The organism is Alicyclobacillus hesperidum subsp. aegles (assembly GCF_027923525.1).
GTDB classification, from domain to species: domain Bacteria; phylum Bacillota; class Bacilli; order Alicyclobacillales; family Alicyclobacillaceae; genus Alicyclobacillus; species Alicyclobacillus aegles.
Map to the genome: position 1 here is coordinate 235,955 of NZ_BSBJ01000005.1, position 23,121 is coordinate 259,075.

The window sequence follows — 23,121 nt, forward strand, 5'->3', positions numbered from 1 at the left end:
GTTACAATACAATCTTGTTTCTCTATGCGGAACAACGCGAACCTCATGTCTCAAAAGCTCGAATGCCAAAAATTCTATCCGTCCTCGAGGAGGGACACCATCATGGAGCGTCAAGCGGCAGACTATAGAACTTTGTCATCGCTAAAAAATGCTTTGCACGCATTGAAATGCTTTACTCCTGAAGAGCCGGAACTTGGTATCACGCAGATAGCGGATAAGCTCGGATTATCGAAAAGCACTGTCCACCGCGTCATGACGACGCTCGCCGAAGAAGGATTTGTACGGCGCGATGAACAGACGCACAGATACCGCCTGGGACTTTCCGTCCTCAGCCTGGGTGGCATCATTATGTCGAATCTCGAAATATGCCGGGAAGGACAACATCTCCTTGAGGAATTCGTCAATCGCTTTGACGAAACCGTCCATCTTGCAGTGCTCGAAGATTACGCGACAGTCTATGTGAGCAAGCTGGAGTGCAAGCACCCAGTGCAGATTGCCACGCACCTTGGCCGAAAAAATCCTTTGCACTGCACCAGTTCGGGCAAGGTCATCCTCGCCTACCAGGACAGCACCGTGATTGACGAGGTCATCCGGCGCGGGTTGCGCCCAATGACGCCAAACACCATTACCCATCCCGACACACTGCGGCAGCTTTTGTCCCAAATTCGGAAAGACGGGTACGCGTTTAGCCAAAGTGAATTGCGCGAAGGTGTTCACTCCGTCGCCGCCCCAGTACGAGATTACACGCGGCAGGTCATTGGCGCTGTCACCGCGGTCGGGCCCGCTGCGCGGTTTACGCCCGAAAAAATGAAATCGCTGGCCAAGACGCTGGTGTCCATCAGCAAGGAAATCTCGCATCGGCTCGGGTATTACGAACGAACCCGTTGACGCATCAGGTACCCCATTCAATTGGCAAACCAACGTAATTTTCGGCTATGGTTGAAAGGCCGTGGACGGACGATGTCATGTAGTCCAACTCGGCCAGTTGAATTTCTCGTTCAAATGCGGAGTGCTCCGGAAAACGGTGTAGCAGTTGTGTCATGAAGTTAGAAAACCGCTCCGCCTTCCAGACTCTACGCAAACAGATTTGCGAATACCTCGCCAACAAGTCTGTACGACTGTCTTGATAGAACTCACCAATCGTGGCGGCCAGCACGCGTGCGTCCGAGACGGCTAGATTCAATCCCTTGGCACCTGTCGGCGGCACGATGTGAGCCGCGTCCCCGGCCAAAAACAGGCGCCCATACTGCATCGGCGAGCAGACAAAGCTGCGCATCCCAACGATGGATTTCTGAATAATTGGGCCTTCAATCGGCGCCCAACCATCCTCGGTTGCGAGGCGAGATCGCAACTCGAACCAAATTCGCTCGTCCGGCCAATTGGCGATATCGTCCTGCGCATCGACCTGAATGTACATGCGCTGTACTTCAGGCGAACGGGTGCTGACCAGTGCAAAGCCGCGATCGTGATTACAGTAAATCAATTCCGCGCTCGACGGCGGAGCTTCGACTAAGATGCCAAGCCACCCCATCGGGAACGTTTTGTGGTACTCCGTCCGCACGTTCTCAGGAATGCTCCTTCTGCTCGGGCCATGAAAACCATCGCACCCAGCAATGAAATCGCATTCAATGAACTCGGTCGGTGCTTCTGGTGAACGTCGAAACGATACCCGTGGCCTATCTGTATCGAGATCGTGCAACTGTACGTCACTCACACTAAACACGATCTCGCCACCCTGTTCCACTCTCGCCGCCACAAGATCCTTAATCACCTCGTGTTGAGCATAAATCATGACCTCTTTGCCACCCGTCAAGTCGCGCATCGGAATCCGATGCCCGCGCCCACGGAAGCGGAACTCGATGCCCCCATGTCGCTCTCCGATTTGTTCCATTCGATCCGCCAACTTAAGCTCGTGTAGTAAGTCGACGGTGCCCTGTTCCAATACACCTGCCCGAATCGTCTCTTCAATGGCCTGCCGTGTACGCGATTCCAAAACAATGGACGCAATGCCGTCCCGCGCGAGCAGATGGGACAGCATCAACCCAGCAGGGCCTGCACCGATGATGGCTACCTGTGTTCGCAAAGACAGTACCTCCTTATGGCACTTGCGGCGCTCATCATAGAAAGCGCTTCCAACAGAGACTATACCCCTCCTCCCTACACAGCCCAACCATAATGTTTCTATATCCGGAACACTTTTTTGAAAAATGGCGCGATCGGTAGCGATCGCGCCTGAGCCCCTATTATGGGCAGCGATGTTCATCTAAGAAGTCGACAATGCGCTTGTACGCTGCAATCTCATTGTCCTTTTTCATGAAGCCATGCCCCTCGTCAGGAAAGACGATATATTCGACTTCTCTGCCTTGGTTGCGCAGAGCCGCAACGATTTGATCCGACTCGGCCTGGACGACGCGTGGATCGTTCGCGCCTTGAATGACAAGCATCGGTTTCGTCATGCCGTCTAGGTAGGTAATCGGCGAATCTTGAATCAACCGTTCACGATCCGCCGGATCGTCCGGATCGCCCAACCACTGTTTCATCATGGGCTTCCAGTGGTCTGGAACCGATTTGGCAAATGTGATCAGATTGCATGGCCCAAAGATGTCGACACAGGCTTGGAAGTAATCCGCATGGCGACCGTGCAAAAGCAGAGTCATGTAGCCGCCATAACTGCCGCCGACCAAAAACAGCCGGCTTCTGTCCGCCATCCCTTGACGAATCAGCCACTCTATGCTCGCGACCATGTCCAAGCGAGGACCTTCTCCCCAATCGCGCTCGACCATCTTCATAAACTTCGCGCCATAATCGCTGCTCCCACGAAAGTTCGGCGCAAATACGTTGTAGCCGCGGAGTAATAGAAATTGGAAAAACGGACGAAACGTCTTGCGTTCGGACGCTTGTGGCCCGCCATGCGGCCAGACGACCGTATATCCGTTGGCGACCGCAGGGTTAGCCTGAAACCACAAAGCCTCAAGTTCCAAACCATCGTACGATGGAAAGCGGACAACCTCGGCCGGCACTAACTCTGATTCAGCAACACCCATCACGCGATTGCCGGTTAACGACGTCCACGAACCGTCCGTCTTGCGCACGTATAAATTCGAAGGTGCAATATCGCGCATCGCGCGCACGTACAAGGCACCGCTCTCCCCAATGTGCATCTCGGCGATCACGTCGGCGGGACAGGCAATCGGCGTGGCCTCAAAGTTCCTCAGATCGATCTGGAACAACGCATCCCGAACGCCATAACTGACCGAGACATAGGCCACGTTCGCTGGTTCGTGGACAACCAGTTGCTCTGCGCCGCCCCGTTCCGGTTTCCACACCTTTTCAAATTCCCCTGTATCCAAGTCGAAACGTGCGACATATGCGTCATCCTCGCCGTAATTCGTCGTGAAAACAATTTGCCGTCCGACATATTGTAAGGAGGAGACCACATGAACGACGCCCTCATCTGGTGTCAAACACCGACGTTGGTCACCTTCATGTACATGGGCCACCACGTAGGTGTTGGCGTAGGTCGAGAACGTGACAAAGCTCGATTCGTCTTTTGCGACATCGGCTAAAATGTCGGCGCTTTCGCACCTTCGTATAAAGTCGTTTCTGAATCCGCTTCCAAGTCGTACACATAGCCGTTTAGATACATGTGATTGTCCTTATCGGAACAATAGTAGATGCGGTTTCCATCGTTAGAAATCGATGCGAGGTAATGGCGGCGACCCGGAGCCGTACGAATGGGTTGCAACGCACCGCCGTGGGGTGACACAAGGTACATTTGTACGTTTTCGTCGCCGTCGTTGTCAAATCCAACAAGTACATAGCGCCCCACCGGATCAAAGCGTATGTACGCCGGCGTTTGGTCTTGTGTCGTAAGCGGATACGGGTAATGCTGACCGAGATCAATCCCCCACACGTTATATTTGCCACTCAGGTTTGTCGAGAACGCGATGCGCGACTCGTCCTTGCTGACGGCAAACGATGTGATGGAGTACGTACGAAAAAGTTGTTCTGCGTCTGGCTTGGGTATCTGAATCATCAGAACGACCTCCTGCGGCGGCCCCAAGGATATTCGGAGCACACACGCCGTGAATTTTCACTGTCGCTCTGATTCTAGCACAACAACATCACAACCCGAGCAGTGTGACGAGGAATATCACACCGAAGGATTCCATGATGCACACTTTTGCACGAACTGTTTGGCCATCTTAGGATTTGACGGAAAATAGATATGCGTGTATCCGGCGATCACGCTACCCTTGCTGAATCCTTCCGGACGTCGGTTTTCACCTTGCCGGACAACATAGGCTGGCGCCAGGCTATCATCCCGAGCGGCAATCCGCGAGTAGTGAAATTCGTGTCCACGCAACTGTCCACCCACACCGTCGAGCAACCCCCCCGGTGCCATTTCAATCTCACGATAGCCAAACCCAGCCAAGCGCTCGGTCATTTCTACAGACACCGGCAACACACCCGCCATGGCAAACCGTGTTCCTGCCCTATCGATGATGGCGTCAGCGAGTAACATCATACCACCACATTCGGCCCAAACCGGCATCCCCGCTGCCACTGCGGCACGTAGGCTGGCAAAGGCTTTGTCGGCCTGCGTCAAACGCGCCAAGTGTACCTCTGGGAAGCCACCTCCAAGATATAGCCCATGTGCGCCCTGTGGCACAGGTTCGTTTGCCAAAGGCCGAAACGGCAACAGTTCCGCTCCATAGAAGCGAAGCAAATCCAGATTCTCTTGATAATAAAAGTTGAACGCCTCATCTTGTGCAATCGCGATCCTGGTCGCCGGCGTTGTCGCGGCTCCCGCAAATAATCGAGGTGCCTGAGCTGTCCACGTGTTCGCTGTGTGCGCAAGTCGGGACACGTCTTCAATGTTCACCGTCCGTTCGAGGCTTAGCGCCAGCCCATCCAGCCATTCGTCGAGACTCTCATGTTCCGCAGCAGGAACCAAGCCAAGATGGCGCTCGGGAAGCGTTAAATCTGCGTTCGTCGGTAGATAGCCGACCACTGGTACACCACATGAAGACTCTATGGCCGTCCGCACAATCGCAAAATGCCCCGCTCCCGCCACGCGGTTTGCGATCACGCCAGCGATTTTCACCTGCGGATCAAACGTTTGAAAGCCGTGCACCAGCGCGGCAGCGCTCCGAGCGCTCGCCGCTGCGTCGATGACGAGGAGCACCGGCGCCTCAAGTAGCGTGCAAACGGCCGCAGTGCTACCCATGTTGGACAACGGATCCTTGCCGTCAAACAAACCCATCACGCCTTCGATGACCGAGATGTCGCTCGTTTGGCTGGCGCGATCAAAGATTTCGCGCACGATATCTGCGTGTGTCATCCATGTATCGATGTTATACCCCGCACGCCCGGTTGCGACCGCGTGATACGAAGGATCGATATAATCTGGACCAACTTTAAAGCCCTGAACGCGCAGTCCGCGTCGAGACAATGCGCGCATCAGGGCAATGGCAATCGTCGTCTTGCCGACACCGCTGTGGGTGCCGGCGACAACTAAACGAGGGCGATTCATCACGTGACCTCCGAATTTGGCTTCAAGTGATCAGATCACTGATAGCCACGACTCCACTTGTAATATTGCACAGCCGGGCGGTATACGCACATCAATAACCCAACAATCCCGACGAAGCGGAACAGTGGCACAATCGCGTGACAAGCCACAAAGACAAGCATCGCAAAGTATTGTTCACCAATAATAAAGCCGCGAAACGGCACAAAACTCCGAAGGCGCTGGGCCCGCCCAAAGCCGGTCATGCGCCCGGTCTCGGGCGCTGTCGCTGACGCCAACGCGCCATCCGGGGTTGCCGCGACCGCTCGCGGCTTAAAGTGAATCTGCCCGTAATATTCGAGCAAGTATAGGCTGAACAACGCGATCACGGCCCATTTCCACACTGTCAGATCGCGATCGTGAAAGCGAGTGTAACCATAAGCCAAGCTGAAATATATCGCAAATTCCTTGATCCGATCCGATACCTGATCCAGCCAGCCGCCAACAGGCGAAAACTGTTGTTTATAACGCGCGAGCTGACCATCTGCGCAATCGAACACATACGAAACCTGAACGAAGACGAGACCAGCAACAACATAAGGACGTAGGCCAACGGCAAAACCTACGCAGCCGATCAGACATAAAAACATGGAAAACAGCGTAATTTCATTCGGTTTAATACGCGTGTTGCGAATCAAATACACGAGCCGAATCGACAGCGGATAATAAATGTAATTTGTCCAGACATCGATGGGCCGTTTGGCGCATGCATTGATCTTTGCAAGCTCAGACATGCGCGTTCTCCTCCTCGGCGTCCACCAAGTGCCGGACAACCTGTTCCGTCGCAAACGCGTAGTCTTCGGGAAAGTCGATCTCGACACATGGCAACCCTGTGATGTCGACAGGGATCATATCGGATTTATCGGCCATGGCATCCAGCGCGTACTCGAAGAACTTCATCTCGTTCCCAGCGACGGCGAGATCCAGCACCTGCTGCCGAAAACGGCGGGCGAAGTCACCTGTAAATTTTGCAACACCAATGAACTCACCTTCGCAGTGTTCTGGATTGAGGTGTTTGCCAATCTCAGCGACTCGACCGTGCTCGACGACGACTTTCACCTCTTCGTCGCGACATTGCTTTTTATCAATAGCGAGGAACCCGCCATCGATACCTGCCTGCAAACGCTGAAGAATCCGCTTGTCGTACACGACATCGGCATTCATATAGTAAAAATCGCCATCCCACACGAGTAGAGCTTCTTTCAGTGAGAACAAGGTGTTCGTTCGCTCGTACGCGGGATTTTCGACATAGCGCACAGAAAATGACGGATGGTGAAGTTTGATATGTTCTTGAATCATTTCCTTGCGGTACCCGACGACCACAACTAAATCGGAGACACCAACAGCTTGTAAGGCTTCGAGCTGCCAATCCAAAATCGCTTTAGGACCGACTTTAAGCAGGCATTTCGGACGATCCTCCGTTAGCGGACGCAAACGGGTTGACATCCCAGCGGCCAAGATCACGGCGATTGGTTTCATAATCAAACGATTCCCCCATGAATCGACAGGTTTTGTCTATCTAGTTATCTCGGCAACAAGATCGATAAATTACTATAATTCACACCACCTCAAAAAAGGTTCAATTTTTGAGGCAAAATGAATATAGACGGCTTTAAGCAGCCATTCGTTCACCCGAAATCTACGGTTGCCAGATTTCGATAAAGTGTAATTCGTGTCGAATATGACGCAAATCGGTCGAACGGTCAACATGGTGATGACGTCATGACAACCTTTTATTTGACAAAGTACCACGGTTTTTTTGACAATTAGATGTGAGGTTTTCTTACATAAAGCGTTGACGCATCTCTCTGGTGTTTCTATAATGTTTGCAGTCAGATGCAGATACGTTCATTCTTTAGGGGGAGTGGAACTTTGACACCGCGCGACGTTTTAGAACTAATGAAGCAACACAATGTGGAAATGGTCGATTTTCGCATTGTTGACGTACCGGGCCGTCAACATCACGTAACCATACCGGCCGTTGAAGTTGATGAAGACATGTTGACTAATGGCATCGCCTTCGACGGATCGAGCATTCAAGGTTTTCGTGGAATTGAAGACAGCGACATGGTGATGCGACCTGTCTTGGAGACAGCATTTGTCGATCCGTTTATGGCTGCCCCCACTTTGGCTGTATCGTGCAATGTGTTTGAGCCTAATGGCACACGTTTTGAACGCGATCCTCGTTATATCGCTGAAAAAGCGGAAGCGTATCTGGCGTCCAGCGGCATTGCGACCACAGCGTACTTTGGTCCTGAACTCGAATTCTTTATCTTTGACGACGTGCGCTTTGAGTCGAGCAATCGCGGCGCTTTCTACGCTGTTGATTCCGAGGAAGCGATGTGGAACACGGGGAATGGTGAAAAGAACCTCGGTTATCAAGTGAAAAACAAGGGTGGCTACTTCCCTGTCCCTCCTATCGATACACAGCAGGACATCCGCACAGAAATGGTTAAAGAATTGATGAACGCAGGTATTCGCGTCGAACGTCACCATCATGAGGTCGCAACCGCAGGGCAGGCGGAAATCAACTTCCGTTTCAATACCCTCACACGTACGGCTGACACCGTGATGACCTATAAATACATCATCCGCAACGTAGCGCGGAAATACGGAAAAACGGTCACCTTCATGCCAAAACCCGTATTCGGTGATAACGGTTCGGGTATGCACGTTCACCAAAGCCTGTTCGACGGTGATACGCCGCTCTTTTTTGAACAAGACCGTTACGGAAACATGAGCGACATCGCCCTTCACTATATCGCAGGCATTTTGCACCACGCACCCGCAATTCTGGCTTTCTCGAATCCGAGTACGAATTCGTATAAGCGTTTGGTTCCAGGTTATGAAGCACCTGTAAATTTGGTCTTTTCAAAGGGCAATCGCAGCGCTGCCGTTCGCGTCCCGGTCGCCGTCGTTTCGCCAAAAACAGCACGTATTGAGTTCCGCACTCCGGACTGCACAGCCAACCCATATCTTGCATTCGCAGCTATGTTGATGGCCGGTATCGACGGCATTCGTCGCAAGCTGGATCCGACGGCACTTGGCTATGGCCCCATCAACAAGAACATCTACGAGTTGGACGCGGACGAAAAGGCAAAAATCCGCAGCGTTCCAGGTTCGCTGGAAGAATCTTTGCAGGCTCTGGAGGCAGATTACGAATTCCTTCTCGAAGGCGGAGTCTTTACGAAGGACTTTATCCACGCTTGGATCGACTTTAAGCGTACGAATGAGGTTGCCCCCATGCACCTGCGTCCGCATCCATACGAGTTCCAACTCTATTACGACCTATAATCTAGAGCGAGCTTCTCGTGTACAATCACCCGCCATCATGTGGCGGGTGATTTGCTACTCTGCCCAAGGCCCGTCTTCTTTCACGAATGCGCGATAACTTCGCTCATCGATACATAAGAGGTGCTAAAGCACACAGCAAAGCGTCACGAAACATGTCCGCCCTGCGAACGGCTCCCTGTGTCAGAATGCCAATGGTTCCTTCCTGCTTACGAACCCCGCGCCTTCCGGCCCATGTGTCGATGACGTCGCCAAGTTCCTTGCCGTTGTCCAATTCGCTTGCAATCTCGCGTGGAAGCGGAAGCCTCAAGCCACCGCCAAGGCCTTCTTGCCCTGAGTGCGTGATCGCACACGCCCAATTGCACAAGAACATTCCCCACTCCGTCCGCTGAATACCGCCCTCCAGACCAATACCGACATCCGCTTGTCCTTGCCGCAACGCTGCTAATGCACGGTTGCGTGCTCCCTGCAAGGTTTCCTTATCCGTTTGCGGTTGCGCCGACACACCCGAAGGCACATCTACGGACACGATCTCAATGGGTATCGCAAGGGCTGCAAAGGCGAGCTCAACGGCTTTCATTTTCGCAGGATTGGTCGATCCAACTGCTATCTTCCATATATCCCTGGTTTCCATTTGTGTTCCCCCTTGTTGATTCGACCATCAATCATTGTAGCACGAGCGCAAGCTTCTCTTTCTTCTACACCCGTCTAGCCAATATTCGAGAAGCCAAGATTGCGGTATGATAGACATGCGTTTTCCCTACTCAGGAGGTTGCGATTGTTGAATACCGAAACGCTTCGATACGATGTGGTCATCGTCGGCGGCGGCAGCGCCGGCGTGGCGGCGGCGGTGGGCGCTGCCAGTTTAGGAGCGAACACGCTGCTCCTTGAAAAGAATCCATACTTCGGTGGTGCGGCTACACATTCTTCGGTGCTGACCATTTGTGGCTTATTTGCCCAACAAGAACCTCTGCTGCAAGTGGTCGGCGGCATTGGCCAAAGATTTCTCGAGAAACTGCGGGATTTGGGGCGGTACGATGGGCCGATTCGCAATCCGGGATCCGGCAACGTGATCGTTTTGCTCGATGGAGAAACGACCAAATATGCATTCGATCAGCTGGTGCTGGAGGCTGGTGTGACGCCGCGCTTACACACAACCGTTATCGGAGCCGAAGTTGACAGTCAGCAGCGTCTTCGCTCCATCACGTGCTTTCAGCATGGCGGCACGTTTCGAATTGAGGCGGAGGCTTTCGTGGATGCGAGTGGAGAGGCCGACTTGGCTGCATTTTGCGGCAATCAGGTGCGTTTTGGCGACGACGAAGGCCACGTCCAGGCGGGTACGCTCGTGATGCAATTTGGCGGGGTCTCCCCTGATATCGCACTCCACCGGCATCAGTTCACCGCAGCGATTTGGCAAGCAAAGCGCGCTGGCGTTGAAGATTTGACTAAGGACAGAGGGATGGTTGTCCGCTTAACGGGGTCCCATCATGTGCTTGCATTGTTTGCAGACGAACGGGTGGATGGACTCGACAGCGCGAGCTTGACGGCGGCAGAGATGTCTGCACGCCGCCAGGCGTGGGCCTATCTCGATGCATTTCGCAAATACGTCCCTGGCTTTAAAGACGCCTTTCTCGTACAGACCGGACCCGCCATTGGCGTGCGGGAGACGCGGCACATTGACGGCGAATACCGATTGGCTGGCGAAGAAGCGCTGGCGGGAGCCCGTTTTCCGGATGCCATCGCGCGTGGCGGCTGGCCCGTCGAAATTCACGAACCTGGTGAGGCAGCGCGCTACAAGCACATTCAGGATAAGTCGTATTACGAGATACCCCTGCGCTCGCTGAAGGCCAAACAGGTTCAAAATCTCTGGTGCGCGGGAAGAGTCATTGATTGTGACCGCATTGCGTTTGCTTCTGCCCGCGTGATGGGTACTGCGTTTGCTACCGGGCACGCTGCCGGTATTGCTGCTGCGCTGTATGCAGGGCTCGGCGAGGCGAATGCCCGCGACGTGCGGAAAGAACTTATTCGACAAAACGCCATTGTCTAACGGATAAGGGGCACAGTTCCTTCTGACCACTGTGCCCCTTATTCATCTCCACATTCTCACGCGATCAACTGGATGCCCATATAAAGGCCAAACACCATGATGACGAGCGAGATTGCGCGCACGATATGCTTGTAAATCCCTTGCATTCTCCATTCTTTAGGTAAAGCCTTCGCCTCAAGCAACAATAAGAATCCCAAGACGATAGGTAACAGCAACGAGTTCATCACTTCTGTATCGACTGCCAAGTTGATCAGGTTGATGCCGCTAAAGACAAGGATGGCACCGCCGATGTGTGCGCAGGTGTAAATCGTGTAAAAGCCTTTGGCGTCACGCCACTTCGCGTTCATACTGTGACGAATGCCTGTGACCTCGCCAATCCCCCAGGCACCAGCCAGAGACACGACGAGCGCCGCGACAAAGCTTGCACCAAGCATGCCCATACCGAAAATCAACTTCGCTCCGACAGGCCCAAGAAACGGCATCAGACCGTGTGAAATTTGCGTCACCGTCGACAGTGGTTGTGAAGGATTCACGCGCCCCACCGTCGCCGCGATCATGATGACCACGGCAATCATGACCACTTGCGTTAAAATCGATCCGACGAGCGTATCCACCCTTGCGAGCTTGAGGTGCTTTTTAGTCATTCGCCGATCGACGACAGCCGATTGTTGATAAAAAATCATCCACGGCATGATCACAGCACCCACATTCGCTGCAAGTAGAAACATGTAGCTTGAGTGGCCGATTGGAATGGTCGCGAGTCCTCGCAGTAAGGAATGCCCGGATGGATGAGCCATGATAGCCGCAGGAACGAGCAAAAGTTCAAAAAGGCCCATAGCGATACCGATCCGCTCGACGCGCTTGTAGCTTCCAGTCAGGCCTAGTGCAATCAGCAGAATGGTCGCTACCGAAACCGTGTAATCAGGTGAAATGCCAAACAGTTCTCCCACCCCGGCGATCCCGGCAAACTCGGTCACCAGTGCGCCGATGGCAGAAAGGAACAGAGTGGAGACCGAAATCCACGCCCACCCTCGACCGAAGTGCTTGTGAATGAGTTCCCCGTGCCCCTGCCCTGTGATGACACCCAAGCGCACCGTAATTTCCTGAACCAAATATACGATTGGGATCAGGACGAGCTGTGGGAGAACCATGGAATAGCCCCATTCAGCTCCAGACTGCGCGGCCGTGATAATGCACCCCGCATCCGTGTTCGCCAGCATGACAATGACACCAGGCCCAAATATGGCGAGCATACGCAAGAAACGCCGCGCCCGTGAATGTTTCGACGCGACCTGCGATATCACGAGTGATTCTGTATGATTCATGATGATGACTCCTTGCTATCGCGGCATGATGTTGGTTTATGATATTGAATGTCGAAGGTTTGTATGTTCTTGATACTGTAGTTAGTCTAACCTAACTAGAAACTTGATTACAATAGTCAACTATGTGAGGTGGCGAAAACATGACGACAATTGACGATTTTCAAAAGCTGGACATTCGTATTGGAACCATTGTGGAAGCTCGGCATTTTCCAGAGGCGCGTAAGCCAGCCATTCAATTGCGAATTGATTTCGGCGATATTGGTATGAAGTCGTCGAGTGCGCAGATTACGCGCCGCTATGATCCAGATACTTTGGTAGGTCGGCAAGTTGTAGCGATTGTGAATCTCCCGCCCCGCCGGATTGCGGGCTTTGTCTCGGAGGTATTGGTGCTTGGCGGCATTCCAGAGGATGGTGACGTCGTTTTGCTCCGACCAGACACTGTTGTACCAAACGGAACCCCTATCGCTTAAGCCGATAGGGGTTCGTGGTTTATATCGGGGTCTTGCTATGTTCCGCCCCCGTCGCGACGGTCGTCGACGACGGCGAACCGGGATAAAAGTAACCGTAGAAATCATACATTTGGTGACGGTCATACACCGATTCGTCTGGGGTCGGATTAGGAATATCGATTTCAACGCCAAGGGATGATCCATAATGGCTGAACACATCGCCATCATAATGATAATCCTTGACGACTGACGCCTCTTGTAATTTGGGACGAAAACCTGTACCAATCGAGTTAAACACAGTAACTCCAGCTATTTTCCAATTGGAATATGCATTCTGATCGTCCAAGTATACTTTTTGGGCGAGCCATCCACCCATCGAGTGTCCGGTCAAAATGACATCTCCAGAAGGAACATTGGCCTCTTTACAAACTTGCTTAAAAAATTGTTCTGCTGGCTGCAGTTGTTCAATCATATTCGGTACACTTAAATAAATCCCAGCGTCAGCAACCAAATCCATGACGTTGTCGGTTCCCCGATAGGCAATCACAACGGTATTTCCTCGTTGAAATGCGACGGCGTAGAAACCTGCGCTTGCTTCTAAGTCATCGACATCGAGAATCTTCCACCCAGCGAGATCGGAAAAAAAGAAACGATTCGCTTGAGTGTAAGGAAGATGCCAGTCGATTTGATTGACCTTATCGACTTGCTCGTAAATTCCTGGTGGACCTTGTTTGACAGCCGCCAGGTCTTCGAGCGTGAGCAACGAATCGCCTACATATGCATCGAGGTTCGAATATGACAAATCGGTCATCTTCATCAATACACCGTCATAGATGCCGTCCGTTTGCTGCAGTTTTGCATCCGCATCCACATGGACATCCGGCTCTGACATCGACTTGACGACAGCATTGACGGTTAAAAAACGAAATGGGATGACGAGCAGCACAGACGCCACACTAAACGCCAGCAGGCGTTTCCAATACGATACGGACTTCATGCGCTCGTTCCACTCCTCACTTTCCTGTACCCGTATGCCACGTGTCACAGTATACCACATGTTGTCCGACAAAAAGACGGCACACATGATACACCATCCAAAATAAAGTTTTCCATATGTCGACCCGTATAAACACAAAGATGGCCGATCTGTCATGAAGCGACGAATCGACCGTGAGGGATATTCGGGTACCGTCTGTGCACATCATGCTATTGCTATATATGAAATTTGCGTGTCTTTGAAAGGAGGCGATCAGAAAGTAGTTGAGAATCGAGGAAATCGCGAGGACTGATGGTCGGCGTGGCGACAGTACTATCGGCAGCAAACGTGAGAAACAGGCGCTTGGGTTTGCCGTATTGCGCAATGACGCTCGACTTGGTCATGCCGTGACGCGTCATGCAATGTACCGATGTGAGTTCCTGAAGCAACTCATTGCAAATCGGACAGGTGACCATCTAGCATTCCCCCTATATCGCCAAAACCATCGAAAACCAGGCGAAAATTTGAACGCTGCAGACACCGAGTTGTATATCTCTAGTTTATCGAAAAAACAGACGAACATATACAGAATTTTTGTTAATCTTTTATGACTCCTAATCCATATTTATCCTTATCATTCGATACACGATATATTTAATACAAAACGGCCTCGCCATGAGGCCGTTTTGTATTACGTATGCACTTCTGGCGACAATGCTGCAACTATGCGTTCCAACTGCATGCCACGGGACGCCTTGACCAAAACGGTCGCCTCCTCAGGCAAGAATGACGGAAGCGCCGACAATGCACCTTCCACCGTCGGTATATGCAAAACGTGCGGGACGCCAGCAGCAGTGGCGGCTTCCGCCATCCAGCGCGCCATCTTCCCCACTGCCAAAAGCCTATCGACGCCCAACCTGCCAACTGCCTCCCCGACCTCCTTATGACCGGATTCGGCGTGATCGCCAAGTTCGTACATATCGCCAAGGATGGCGACGCGTTGACCTGGCGGTGCAATGTGCTGCAATACCTCAAGGCTCGCTTGCATCGACGATGGACTTGCGTTGTAGCAGTCGTCGATCACGGTCAAACGAGTCCCTTTCAGGATTCGCAAACGCCCCGTCGACGCCTCGACGCGAGCGAGCGGCGCGACCATATCGTTGAGACTGAGGCCGACAGTAAGACCAACCGCGATCGCGGCGAGCGCATTGGCGACATTGTGCAGTCCAAAAGTCGGGATGTGAAACGACCGTTCTTCGTTACGCCAGTGTACGCGAAAATGCATGCCGTCTTCCGCCCAAGTGACATCGTCGGCACGGACATCCGCGTCCTCCGCAAACCCATACCATGTGATAGGAGCTCGCGATTTGGATGCGATTCGGCAAAGCCACGGATCGTCTCGGTTGAGAATGCCTCTTCCGTGCTCGGGCAGAGCCTCGAGCAGTTCCCCCTTTGCCCTGGCGATGCCCTCTTGGCTGCCAAGCAATTCGATATGACTGTACCCAATGTTCGTGATCACGCCGATTGTGGGTTGTGCAATTTCACATAAACGCTGAATTTGCCCGAATCCACGCATCCCCATCTCAAGAACGATGGAACGGTGTCGAGCTTGCCGCTGTAGAATGGTTAGGGGTAAGCCCAATTCGTTGTTGCGGTTGGCCGGTGTGAACAGACAATCCCCCATCGCGCCAAGTACCGCAGCAACCATCTCTTTTGTCGTCGTCTTGCCGTTGCTGCCCGTGATGCCGACAACGGGACCCGAGAACTGTTGGCGTTCGTGCTCAGCCATCATCTGTACAGCCAAAAGTGCATCTCGCACGCGCAGGATGGAGCCGCCGGCGGCCTTGACGTTTTCTGTCACAATCGCTACACTGGCTCCGCGAGAAAACGCGTCTTCGACAAACTGGTGGCCATTGACGCGCTGCCCCACGAATGCGACAAACGCGTCTTGAGGTTGCACTTCGCGGTGATCGACGGCAATACCGGTCACCAACGCACTTGAGGCACCTGCCACGTCGTCGCACGCGAGCAGACGGCACAGTTCTTCAACGGAAATGGGTGTCATACGTCCATTCCTTTCGCAAGTTCATTTAAACCAAAGGAGTTGCGGCTCGTGTCAGGCAAACGCATGAAAGTTGGCGTGATTTTTGGTGGAAAATCGGGAGAGCATGAGGTTTCCCTGCAGTCCGCGAAGTCTGTAATGGATGCCCTAGATCCTCTTCAGTATACCATTATTCCCATCGGTATCACGAGAGACGGGCGCTGGCAGGTTGGGAAAGGCGCTATGAAAGCCCTGGAAACCGCCCAAGTGGCTGCTGTTGAGAGCAAGGGGACAACGACACAATTGCCCAAAAACTATATCAACTCAACCATCGGCGGTTTGACTCCGGCCTCCGCGACTCGCTCTGTAGATCTGTTACCGCCAGCGCTTGTCAACGAAATTGATGTCGCTATCCCCGTTTTACACGGCACATACGGTGAAGATGGCTCCATTCAAGGATTGCTGGAGTTGGTTGGCGTTCCTTACGTCGGTGCAGGCATTTTAGCTTCCGCCGTCGGCCTGGATAAAATCGCCATGAAGCAAATGTTCGCAGCCGTTGGGATTCCCCAAGTTCAATATGTTGCCTGCACCCGTAGTCAGTGGCGCACAAACCCAGAAGAATTGCTCGACACGGTGGAAGGGCAGCTCGCTTACCCTTGCTTTGTGAAACCCGCAAATCTCGGCTCCAGCGTCGGCATTTCGAAAGCGAAGTCACGCGAGGAATTGGCGAAGGCGATTGCGTTGGCGGCCCAGTACGACCGCAAGATCATTGTCGAACAAGGACTGGATGTGCGCGAAGTCGAGGTCGCGGTGCTTGGCAACGATGCGCCGATGGTCTCGGTCGCCGGTGAGATTATCCCTTCCAATGAGTTTTATGACTATGAAGCCAAGTATGTGGGCGGCAATTCCAAGCTCATTATCCCTGCCGATTTGACGGATGAACAACGAGAACAGGTTGAACACTATGCCGTAGAAGCGTTCCAGGCCATTGATTGTTCAGGCTTGGCTCGAGTCGACTTTTTCATCGAACGTGCAAGCGGCCGCGTGCTGGTCAACGAAATCAACACGATGCCAGGCTTTACCCGCTACAGCATGTACCCCAAACTCTGGGAAGCAACTGGCATGTCGTACAGTAAACTGCTCGATCATCTGATTCAGCTGGCGCTCGAACGACATGCCGAGCGCGAACAGACCATCCACACGTACGAAAAGCGCGATGAAACGCGGTAACGCGAATAACGCAAAGGCTGGTACCTTGTTCTCGGTACCAGCCTTTTTTACACCATCAGCCGTCCGGAAACAACTGATAGAAGTTTGCATACCTCTCGTCGCGCACCTGTTCGCGATCCGCTGACTTTGGTTTCGTAGGCGCTGCGGCCTTATTCCTCGATCCAACCGACTTGCGCCCGGAATCGGCTTCACTTCGTACGGCCTTATCCCGATACTGTTGTCGATAGTTATCTAAATCTTGACGCGACTGGATATTGTGTCGTTGCCAGTCAAACAAGATGCGATCGATATAACGAAAGCTATACTTATTGGCGAGTACGGATTCCTTCAAGGCCTCGATGACCAGCCACTCTGGATAACCGTTTTCGCCAAGCCAAGTACGCAGTTGATCGCACTCCATTGCCGAAAGCGGCCTGCCGAACTCCTCTTCAAACAATGTAAGAGGGTCTTTGCGGAACTGGCGAACCTCCTTCTTCGAGGTTTTACCGCGAATTCTGTCCCATAACGGCTGCAAGTCAAAATAGGTGACATGCGCTCCGTGTTCATCGAACTTCTCGCCAATTGCAAGGTATCCCTCTAACACCAACCGCTCGACACAGCCCATCACTTCTTTGCTCGACATACCACAGAGGTCTCCCAAATCCTGCGGCGAGAGTTCGGTGGTACCCCGAACTTGACCATTGGCCAGGATCTGCAAGAGCACGACCAATTCGTGCGCATGCAAGCCAATGTGCGCATGTGTCGTGAGCAGATCGTATGGTACTGCCACGAAGGGGGTGCTTAAGAAGTCGCCGTTCGCAATATGCCGACCCGATGTTTGCATCTGCGCACTCCCCCTGTCATTCCTCACGGATATAACCGATAAAGCGTCCGCGGGAACGCGATCGCCTCGCGGATGTGTTCCAAGCCGCAAATCCATGCGATTGTCCGCTCCAAGCCCAATCCGAAACCAGAGTGCGGAACGGAACCATATCGGCGCAAATCCAAGTACCAAGCATATGTGTCTCTTGGCAAGTGATGTTCTTCAAACCTAGCATTGAGAAGCTCGTAATCGGCGATGCGCTGGCTGCCGCCCACGATTTCTCCATAGCCTTCTGGAGCGAGCATATCCGCGCACAGAACAACCTCGGGGCGCAGAGGATCTGGCTGCATGTAAAATGCCTTAATCTTCGTTGGGTAGCGCTCGATGAACAGCGGTTGATCATACTGCCCTGCCAGTGCCGTCTCGTGCGGAGCTCCAAAATCGTCGCCCCACTCGATATCGAAACCGTTCTTGCGCAACCATGCAATGGCGTCATCATAACTCATTCTTGGAAATGACCCAGGTACCTTGGCCAATTTTTCGACATCGCGGCCGAGCGTATGCAGTTCTGCTTCACAGTGATGCAGTACGTGCTCGACGACGTGCGACACCAATTGTTCTTGAATCCGCAAGTTCTCGTCGTGATCGACGTATGCCATCTCCGGTTCGACCATCCAGAACTCGATTAAATGGCGCCGCGTCTTTGACTTCTCGGCACGGAAACAAGGGCCAAACGAGTAGACACGCCCAAGCGACATCGCGGCCGCCTCCATGTACATCTGGCCACTCTGTGTCAGATACGCCTCTTCGTCAAAGTACTTGGTCTGAAACAGTTCAGTCGTATCTTCGCAGGATGAAGGTGTCAGGATGGGCGGATCGACACGTGTAAAACCACGGTTGTCGAGAAAGTCGAAAATGGCACGTTGCACCTCAGCCCGAACGCGCATGATGGCGCGTTGACGAGGAACGCGAAGCCAAAGGTGGCGGTGATCCATGAGAAAATCAACGCCGTGCTCCTTGTGTGTAATCGGATATTCCTGCGCAATCTGGACGATCTCGATGCCTTCAACGTCCAACTCATAACCGCCCGGCGCACGGTCGTCTTGGCGCACCAAACCGGATACGCGACAGGAGGATTCCTGCGTCAGTAAGCCACTGCGCTCAAAGATTTCGGGAGTAACCGCCGACTTGACGACGACGCACTGCACCAAGCCTGTCCCATCGCGAACCTGTAAAAAGTGAATCTTGCCACTGGATCGCTTGTTGTACAGCCATCCTTCAATCGTGACTGACGATCCGACATGTTGATGTAATTGGCCAATGTTCACAACTTGGGCCACACACGTTCCCTCCATGGGCTTGGGATATGCCCGATACTCGTACCGATTATAACAAAAAAATAGACCCGACAGTCCACCAAAGGAACAGTCGGGTGCGCCTCGCTGTTGACTGAAGAACACGCAGTTTACATCGTCGGCGAGGCTTCGATTGCCTGCGTGACATTCGCGACTGCTGCCGACGTTAACACCTGTGGTTGCATGCTCTGCATCCATCGGCGGAACTCGGAGCCGTCGACGCTCTCCTCGCGTACGACATGCTCTGCAAAGCGTTCAATGTCGCTGCGATACGGTTGCAAAATGTCGCGCGTAATACGTTCTTGTTCGGCCAGAATATGCCGCACTTCTTTTTCCAGGATTTGCTCTGGCAGGTGCTCCTCGTCGACGATGCCCAACCGCGACAAACCACAACGCACCATCGTGCGTGCAAGTGAAGACGCCTGCACGAAATCGTTTTGAGCACCGGTGCTGCGATTGCCATAGTGGAGTTCTTCCGCCAAACAGCCAGCCAGCGCCACGTTAATCTGCTGGGCCAACTGTTCTTTGGTATAGAGATACTGGTCGTCTTCCGGAATTTGCCGGACAAAGCCCAAAGCATTGCCCCGCGGCGCGATCGTGATATGAGAAACCGTTCCTGGCCGCATCAACTCACTGACGATGGCGTGACCGAGTTCGTGCACGGCAACCCGCCGCAACTCCTCATCAGTCGGACGACGCCCCGTCTTTTCGCCCATCAACACCTTGTCGACGGCGTCGCGGAACATCTCCTGTGTCACCTGTTGCTCGTTTCGCCGCAAGGCAATAATGGCCGCCTCGTTGACCAAGGCCTCAAGCTGTGCTCCTGAAAAACCGTACGTTTCGCGCGCAATATGCTCTAAGTCGACATCCTTGGCGAGTGGTTTATTCCTCGTCAAAATGCGCAGAATATGCAAACGTCCTTCTTTGTCGGGCAGATCCACTTTGATTTGGCGATCAAAGCGGCCGGGGCGCAACAAAGCCGAGTCCAGGATATCGGGGCGGTTCGTGGCAGCCATCACCAATACGAACGGACTTTGGGTCGTACTCATACCGTCCATCTCCGTCAGCAACTGGTTCAGGGTCTGATCGTATTCCTGATGGCTGTGCTGGCCTCGTTTTCCGCCGACGACATCGATCTCGTCGACAAAAATAATGGCACTGTCCTTGTTTTCCCGTTTTGCCAACGCCCGTGCACGCCGGAACAAGTCGCGCACGCGCTGAGCACCGACGCCGACGTACATCTCGACAAACTCGGAACCTGAAGCAGATAAAAAGACAGAATCGGTATACGTCGCTGCTGCCTTTGCCATCAACGTCTTACCTGTTCCCGGAGGGCCCGTCAACAGAATACCCTTAATCGGGCGAATGCCCAGCGATTGAATGCGATCCCGATACCGCAAAAAGTCGAGTGCCTCTCTCAACTCGTGCTTCGCCGACTCCTGCCCACCAATCTCGTCGAATGAAATGTTGGGTCGAGCGGTTGTCTCACGAGCGGTGGGTGCTGCGGCATTACGGCGATCCATCACGACCCACAAGAGAACGCCTAATCCAATGAGAAAGAGAATGGGCAAAATTTGCACGACGTGCAACATGCCGAGAAACGCGAGAACGGCGATCCCAGCGCCAATTAACCACTCCTTAATCATCACGATGAAGCACCCCCTTGATGTATGGTATATGGGATAACGCGATATAGATAATGGTTGCCTTTGGCCAATTGTACGTAAATATATTGGTTATCCATCGTAATACGTGCCTCAATGCCGTCTTTGGCAGCGAGTTGATTGACCTGAGAAACCATTTGCGTGTAATTTTCTTTCGCAATGCCCTCTTGGATGTAAAATTCGAACGAGCTCTCGAATATCTGTGTCAGTGAGCCCTCACGTCCGTCCGTTAGGCGGACTGTCACATTGCTCCCGAGACGATTTTCGATCTCGTTTGAAATGTCGTGATAGGTCTCTTGTAAATCACCATTCTTGAGCTTTTGAAATGGGCCGAGTTGAACTTGCACGATATCGGGGCTTCCGGTTGAAATGTCTACCGTCTGAACGCCGGCGACAGACTGCAGGCTGCGCTTGAGAGGATTCAACAGATTATAGTGTTGGTACGCCTGCCATCCGCCGAATAATATCGCAAGGACGACGACGGCGACGACAAAAATCGGCAACAGTCGAACACGGGACAAGTGCCTCGCCCCTTTCTACATGGTTTGTGGCCGAAACAAGTATACCATGCACGCGAACGTGTGTTCAGGCGTACATTCTTCCCGCACTTCCATATGTCATTGCGATTGCAGTTGATATTTCCATAATACGCGGCCAGTCACGGCATCGAGATACAGAAACGTCAACTTTGAGCCAGTCGTCCCTTTGATCTCATAAACAAGATGTTGGCTCGCAGGCAACGTGTCAGCTGCCTCAGCTGTTACATAGCCAAGCGACGTCGCTTGGAGTTTTAGGCCCAGCGCCTTGGCCGTGGCTGCTACTTCGCTTGGTGAAAGGATATTCGCTGCAGGAACTGCATACGACTCGTGCACCGTGGGCAGATAAAACGCATACCATTCCCGATGAAAGGCGTCTGTTCCTTGAAATACATCCTCCAGTCCTGACGCAGTGAACACGTGGTACGCTTGCAAGTGATCAATGGGCGTATGGTTCAACACGAACTGCGCCGCCGTCTGTTCCGCAGCCCAATTTGTAGACAAGTTGCGCCATAGCCAGGCGACTACCGCAGCGCCCATCATGATCAGGATGGCAGGTACGGTAACCGCCCAAACTTTCCAGTTTTTCATTCGAGGTCAGTCCGATACAGCGTAATCTGCATTTTATCTGGCGATCCTTCCGATTTCGACAGTCCAAAAATGACGTCTTTGTCCTTTAAATTTCGATTCAAAAAATCAATCAGCAGGTAGAGATCCTCCGACTTGTCACATACGTGGGTCGCGTAAACATGCAGTTTTGACTCCAAACGTTCCACCATCCGTGTTGATCAAATTTCATTCGTCCATTCCGCCAGAAACGACTCGTCCGTAAATCGATAGCGGAGCGGAGTCAGGCTAATTCGACCGGATCGCACGACGCCAAGGTCGACCAACCCTTTGCCAATTTCATCGATAATATCTCCACCATAACGATAAACTTGCTCGCCGTCGGCGTCCAGTTCGGGCGTGAAGACATCGTGGTACCGTCGCACGCCAAGCTTCGTCCAAATGACATCCTCTTGCCGCCAAACCTTGCCCTCTCCAACATATGGGATGTTGACACTGATGAACGTATCCGCAGGAAAGGCAACAGGCATGAGCATGCGCACGACTTCGGCACTGGCCTGTGCTGCAGCTGCAAAATCGAACGGCGGCCCGACGTGCGAGAGCGCAATGGCCTTGACACCTTGCAAAGCCGCCTCTCCCGCAATGGCGACCGTGCCCGAATACAGTACGTCCGTCGCCAAATTGGCCCCGGCATTGATCCCAGAAAGGACCAAATCGAACGGCGTTTCCGGGTGGATGGTCGCGAGCGCCCACTTGCAGCAGTCGACGGGCGTCCCGGACACGGCGTAAGCGGCCTTAGCACCCGCGACCTGCGCCTTTGCGACGCGCAACCTGCGATGCAGGCTGATCCCGTGGCTCGACGCGCTGCGCTGTCGATCCGGCGCTACTACAATCACTTCGCCAAATTGTGCCGCGACTTGGGTCAAGGCCGCAAGCCCTTGCGCTTCTACACCATCGTCGTTACTGATCAGTATGCGCATGCAATGTCTCCTCTCCTGCCATGAATCATGCAACATACGGCCTGATGCCGTGCCCATACTACAAGTACTTCAGCGGGAGGTGGTGTTATGACAACCGGTAACCACCCGCGCGAGGCTGAGCCAGCGCGGACGAGGCATGCAATCGCCGAATGGGAACTATCCTTCTGGACGTACGCTCTGGTCGAACACGCCGTCTCCCGCTGTTGTGATGACCTTCGCCTGCGCAATGGCGAACCGACTGAGCCATGGCCGCAGGCCGACACATGATATTCTGTCGGCCGGGCTC

At 53.1% G+C, this 23,121-nt stretch carries 25 protein-coding genes; 7 read left to right on the top strand and 18 right to left on the bottom strand.

What is annotated here, in order from left to right; genetic code table 11:
• Window positions 1–102: 102 nt before the first annotated feature.
• Window positions 103–888, top strand: a complete 786-nt coding sequence (locus QMF38_RS03970; protein WP_281758749.1) for an IclR family transcriptional regulator — start codon at window positions 103–105, stop codon at window positions 886–888.
• A 4-nt stretch (window positions 889–892) separates the two neighbouring features.
• On the opposite strand, the gene QMF38_RS03975 is transcribed toward QMF38_RS03970, so the two are convergent.
• Both QMF38_RS03975 and QMF38_RS03980 read right to left on the bottom strand, forming a co-directional pair.
• Window positions 893–2,083: a 4-hydroxybenzoate 3-monooxygenase gene (locus QMF38_RS03975; protein ID WP_281758750.1), complete on the bottom strand. Its 1,191-nt coding sequence runs from the start codon at window positions 2,081–2,083 to the stop codon at window positions 893–895.
• 160 nt (window positions 2,084–2,243) lie between these two features.
• The gene (locus tag QMF38_RS03980) at window positions 2,244–3,437 is read right to left on the bottom strand and encodes an alpha/beta hydrolase family protein (RefSeq protein ID WP_309298687.1); all 1,194 of its coding nucleotides are present in this window, start codon (window positions 3,435–3,437) and stop codon (window positions 2,244–2,246) included.
• On the opposite strand from QMF38_RS03980, the gene QMF38_RS14735 reads away from it, so the two are divergent.
• A complete protein-coding gene (locus QMF38_RS14735; protein WP_309298688.1) occupies window positions 3,438–3,566 on the top strand; it encodes a hypothetical protein in 129 nt (42 codons plus the stop codon).
• On the opposite strand, the gene QMF38_RS14740 is transcribed toward QMF38_RS14735, so the two are convergent.
• The 4 genes from QMF38_RS14740 to QMF38_RS03995 form a co-directional block, all read right to left on the bottom strand.
• Window positions 3,563–4,036 (bottom strand): TolB family protein, encoded by a 474-nt coding sequence (locus tag QMF38_RS14740; RefSeq protein WP_309298689.1) that lies wholly within the window; start codon window positions 4,034–4,036, stop codon window positions 3,563–3,565. The genes QMF38_RS14735 and QMF38_RS14740 overlap by 4 nt on opposite strands.
• Before the next feature lie 117 nt (window positions 4,037–4,153).
• Window positions 4,154–5,536 (bottom strand): cobyrinate a,c-diamide synthase, encoded by a 1,383-nt coding sequence (locus tag QMF38_RS03985; protein ID WP_281758751.1) that lies wholly within the window; start codon window positions 5,534–5,536, stop codon window positions 4,154–4,156.
• A 35-nt stretch (window positions 5,537–5,571) separates the two neighbouring features.
• On the bottom strand, window positions 5,572–6,306 hold the full coding sequence (locus QMF38_RS03990; RefSeq protein WP_281758752.1) for a CDP-alcohol phosphatidyltransferase family protein: 735 nt from the start codon (window positions 6,304–6,306) through the stop codon (window positions 5,572–5,574).
• Entirely contained in the window at window positions 6,299–7,051 is a 753-nt protein-coding gene (locus QMF38_RS03995) for a phosphocholine cytidylyltransferase family protein (protein ID WP_281758820.1), read from the bottom strand. The genes QMF38_RS03990 and QMF38_RS03995 overlap by 8 nt, the downstream gene beginning before the upstream one ends.
• A gap of 393 nt (window positions 7,052–7,444) precedes the next feature.
• Between QMF38_RS03995 and glnA the strand changes: the two genes are divergently transcribed.
• On the top strand, window positions 7,445–8,866 hold the full coding sequence (gene glnA / locus QMF38_RS04000; protein WP_058095063.1) for a type I glutamate--ammonia ligase: 1,422 nt from the start codon (window positions 7,445–7,447) through the stop codon (window positions 8,864–8,866).
• Window positions 8,867–8,969: 103 nt separating this feature from the next.
• Here the strand turns inward: glnA and yjjX are convergent, their stop codons facing one another.
• Window positions 8,970–9,497 carry an inosine/xanthosine triphosphatase gene (gene yjjX, locus QMF38_RS04005; protein WP_281758753.1) on the bottom strand — a complete coding sequence of 176 codons (528 nt, stop codon included), beginning with the start codon at window positions 9,495–9,497 and terminating at the stop codon, window positions 8,970–8,972.
• A gap of 147 nt (window positions 9,498–9,644) precedes the next feature.
• On the opposite strand from yjjX, the gene QMF38_RS04010 reads away from it, so the two are divergent.
• On the top strand, window positions 9,645–10,910 hold the full coding sequence (locus QMF38_RS04010; RefSeq protein WP_281758754.1) for an FAD-dependent oxidoreductase: 1,266 nt from the start codon (window positions 9,645–9,647) through the stop codon (window positions 10,908–10,910).
• A 56-nt stretch (window positions 10,911–10,966) separates the two neighbouring features.
• Here the strand turns inward: QMF38_RS04010 and QMF38_RS04015 are convergent, their stop codons facing one another.
• A complete protein-coding gene (locus QMF38_RS04015; protein WP_281758755.1) occupies window positions 10,967–12,235 on the bottom strand; it encodes an NRAMP family divalent metal transporter in 1,269 nt (422 codons plus the stop codon).
• 140 nt (window positions 12,236–12,375) lie between these two features.
• On the opposite strand from QMF38_RS04015, the gene csaA reads away from it, so the two are divergent.
• Window positions 12,376–12,705: a chaperone CsaA gene (gene csaA / locus QMF38_RS04020; RefSeq protein ID WP_058095066.1), complete on the top strand. Its 330-nt coding sequence runs from the start codon at window positions 12,376–12,378 to the stop codon at window positions 12,703–12,705.
• Window positions 12,706–12,724: 19 nt separating this feature from the next.
• Here the strand turns inward: csaA and QMF38_RS04025 are convergent, their stop codons facing one another.
• The 3 genes from QMF38_RS04025 to QMF38_RS04035 all read right to left on the bottom strand — a co-directional run bounded on the left by QMF38_RS04025 (window position 12,725) and on the right by QMF38_RS04035 (window position 15,725).
• Window positions 12,725–13,681, bottom strand: a complete 957-nt coding sequence (locus QMF38_RS04025; protein ID WP_281758756.1) for an Mbeg1-like protein — start codon at window positions 13,679–13,681, stop codon at window positions 12,725–12,727.
• A gap of 215 nt (window positions 13,682–13,896) precedes the next feature.
• Entirely contained in the window at window positions 13,897–14,136 is a 240-nt protein-coding gene (locus QMF38_RS04030) for an RING finger protein (protein WP_058095067.1), read from the bottom strand.
• A 215-nt stretch (window positions 14,137–14,351) separates the two neighbouring features.
• Window positions 14,352–15,725 (bottom strand): UDP-N-acetylmuramoyl-tripeptide--D-alanyl-D-alanine ligase, encoded by a 1,374-nt coding sequence (locus QMF38_RS04035; protein ID WP_281758757.1) that lies wholly within the window; start codon window positions 15,723–15,725, stop codon window positions 14,352–14,354.
• A gap of 63 nt (window positions 15,726–15,788) precedes the next feature.
• Between QMF38_RS04035 and QMF38_RS04040 the strand changes: the two genes are divergently transcribed.
• The gene (locus QMF38_RS04040; protein WP_058095111.1) at window positions 15,789–16,931 is read left to right on the top strand and encodes a D-alanine--D-alanine ligase; all 1,143 of its coding nucleotides are present in this window, start codon (window positions 15,789–15,791) and stop codon (window positions 16,929–16,931) included.
• A 55-nt stretch (window positions 16,932–16,986) separates the two neighbouring features.
• On the opposite strand, the gene QMF38_RS04045 is transcribed toward QMF38_RS04040, so the two are convergent.
• The 7 genes from QMF38_RS04045 to surE form a co-directional block, all read right to left on the bottom strand.
• Window positions 16,987–17,754, bottom strand: coding sequence for a DnaD domain-containing protein (locus QMF38_RS04045; protein WP_281758758.1), 768 nt, complete (start codon window positions 17,752–17,754; stop codon window positions 16,987–16,989).
• Between the two features lie 23 nt (window positions 17,755–17,777).
• Window positions 17,778–19,088: an asparagine--tRNA ligase gene (gene asnS, locus QMF38_RS04050; RefSeq protein ID WP_390854003.1), complete on the bottom strand. Its 1,311-nt coding sequence runs from the start codon at window positions 19,086–19,088 to the stop codon at window positions 17,778–17,780.
• A gap of 110 nt (window positions 19,089–19,198) precedes the next feature.
• Window positions 19,199–20,734, bottom strand: a complete 1,536-nt coding sequence (locus tag QMF38_RS04055; protein ID WP_232302307.1) for an ATP-dependent metallopeptidase FtsH/Yme1/Tma family protein — start codon at window positions 20,732–20,734, stop codon at window positions 19,199–19,201.
• Entirely contained in the window at window positions 20,734–21,273 is a 540-nt protein-coding gene (locus tag QMF38_RS04060; protein WP_040290074.1) for a hypothetical protein, read from the bottom strand. Before QMF38_RS04060 ends, QMF38_RS04055 begins: the two co-directional genes overlap by 1 nt.
• Before the next feature lie 96 nt (window positions 21,274–21,369).
• Entirely contained in the window at window positions 21,370–21,879 is a 510-nt protein-coding gene (locus QMF38_RS04065) for a PepSY domain-containing protein (RefSeq protein WP_281758760.1), read from the bottom strand.
• A complete protein-coding gene (locus tag QMF38_RS04070; protein ID WP_390854006.1) occupies window positions 21,876–22,064 on the bottom strand; it encodes a YpmA family protein in 189 nt (62 codons plus the stop codon). The genes QMF38_RS04065 and QMF38_RS04070 overlap by 4 nt, the downstream gene beginning before the upstream one ends.
• Before the next feature lie 12 nt (window positions 22,065–22,076).
• Window positions 22,077–22,835, bottom strand: coding sequence for a 5'/3'-nucleotidase SurE (gene surE, locus QMF38_RS04075; protein ID WP_281758761.1), 759 nt, complete (start codon window positions 22,833–22,835; stop codon window positions 22,077–22,079).
• Between the two features lie 87 nt (window positions 22,836–22,922).
• On the opposite strand from surE, the gene QMF38_RS04080 reads away from it, so the two are divergent.
• Window positions 22,923–23,102, top strand: coding sequence for a hypothetical protein (locus QMF38_RS04080; protein WP_281758762.1), 180 nt, complete (start codon window positions 22,923–22,925; stop codon window positions 23,100–23,102).
• The last annotated feature ends 19 nt before the right edge of the window (window positions 23,103–23,121 follow it).

Excerpts from the sequence above, each read along its gene's own strand:
- QMF38_RS04015 (WP_281758755.1), bottom strand. The coding sequence starts at position 12,235 with ATGAATCATACAGAATCACTCGTGATATCGCAGGTCGCGTCGAAACAT.
- QMF38_RS04080 (WP_281758762.1), top strand. The coding sequence starts at position 22,923 with ATGACAACCGGTAACCACCCGCGCGAGGCTGAGCCAGCGCGGACGAGG.
- asnS (WP_390854003.1), bottom strand. The coding sequence starts at position 19,088 with ATGGAGGGAACGTGTGTGGCCCAAGTTGTGAACATTGGCCAATTACAT.
- QMF38_RS04035 (WP_281758757.1), bottom strand. The coding sequence starts at position 15,725 with ATGACACCCATTTCCGTTGAAGAACTGTGCCGTCTGCTCGCGTGCGAC.
- csaA (WP_058095066.1), top strand. The coding sequence starts at position 12,376 with ATGACGACAATTGACGATTTTCAAAAGCTGGACATTCGTATTGGAACC.
- QMF38_RS04025 (WP_281758756.1), bottom strand. The coding sequence starts at position 13,681 with ATGAAGTCCGTATCGTATTGGAAACGCCTGCTGGCGTTTAGTGTGGCG.
- QMF38_RS04055 (WP_232302307.1), bottom strand. The coding sequence starts at position 20,734 with ATGATTAAGGAGTGGTTAATTGGCGCTGGGATCGCCGTTCTCGCGTTT.
- QMF38_RS14735 (WP_309298688.1), top strand. The coding sequence starts at position 3,438 with ATGAACGACGCCCTCATCTGGTGTCAAACACCGACGTTGGTCACCTTC.
- QMF38_RS03995 (WP_281758820.1), bottom strand. The coding sequence starts at position 7,051 with ATGAAACCAATCGCCGTGATCTTGGCCGCTGGGATGTCAACCCGTTTG.
- QMF38_RS03970 (WP_281758749.1), top strand. The coding sequence starts at position 103 with ATGGAGCGTCAAGCGGCAGACTATAGAACTTTGTCATCGCTAAAAAAT.
- surE (WP_281758761.1), bottom strand. The coding sequence starts at position 22,835 with ATGCGCATACTGATCAGTAACGACGATGGTGTAGAAGCGCAAGGGCTT.
- QMF38_RS04045 (WP_281758758.1), bottom strand. The coding sequence starts at position 17,754 with ATGCAAACATCGGGTCGGCATATTGCGAACGGCGACTTCTTAAGCACC.
- QMF38_RS04040 (WP_058095111.1), top strand. The coding sequence starts at position 15,789 with ATGAAAGTTGGCGTGATTTTTGGTGGAAAATCGGGAGAGCATGAGGTT.
- QMF38_RS03985 (WP_281758751.1), bottom strand. The coding sequence starts at position 5,536 with ATGAATCGCCCTCGTTTAGTTGTCGCCGGCACCCACAGCGGTGTCGGC.
- QMF38_RS14740 (WP_309298689.1), bottom strand. The coding sequence starts at position 4,036 with ATGATTCAGATACCCAAGCCAGACGCAGAACAACTTTTTCGTACGTAC.
- yjjX (WP_281758753.1), bottom strand. The coding sequence starts at position 9,497 with ATGGAAACCAGGGATATATGGAAGATAGCAGTTGGATCGACCAATCCT.
- QMF38_RS03990 (WP_281758752.1), bottom strand. The coding sequence starts at position 6,306 with ATGTCTGAGCTTGCAAAGATCAATGCATGCGCCAAACGGCCCATCGAT.
- QMF38_RS04030 (WP_058095067.1), bottom strand. The coding sequence starts at position 14,136 with ATGGTCACCTGTCCGATTTGCAATGAGTTGCTTCAGGAACTCACATCG.
- QMF38_RS04065 (WP_281758760.1), bottom strand. The coding sequence starts at position 21,879 with ATGAAAAACTGGAAAGTTTGGGCGGTTACCGTACCTGCCATCCTGATC.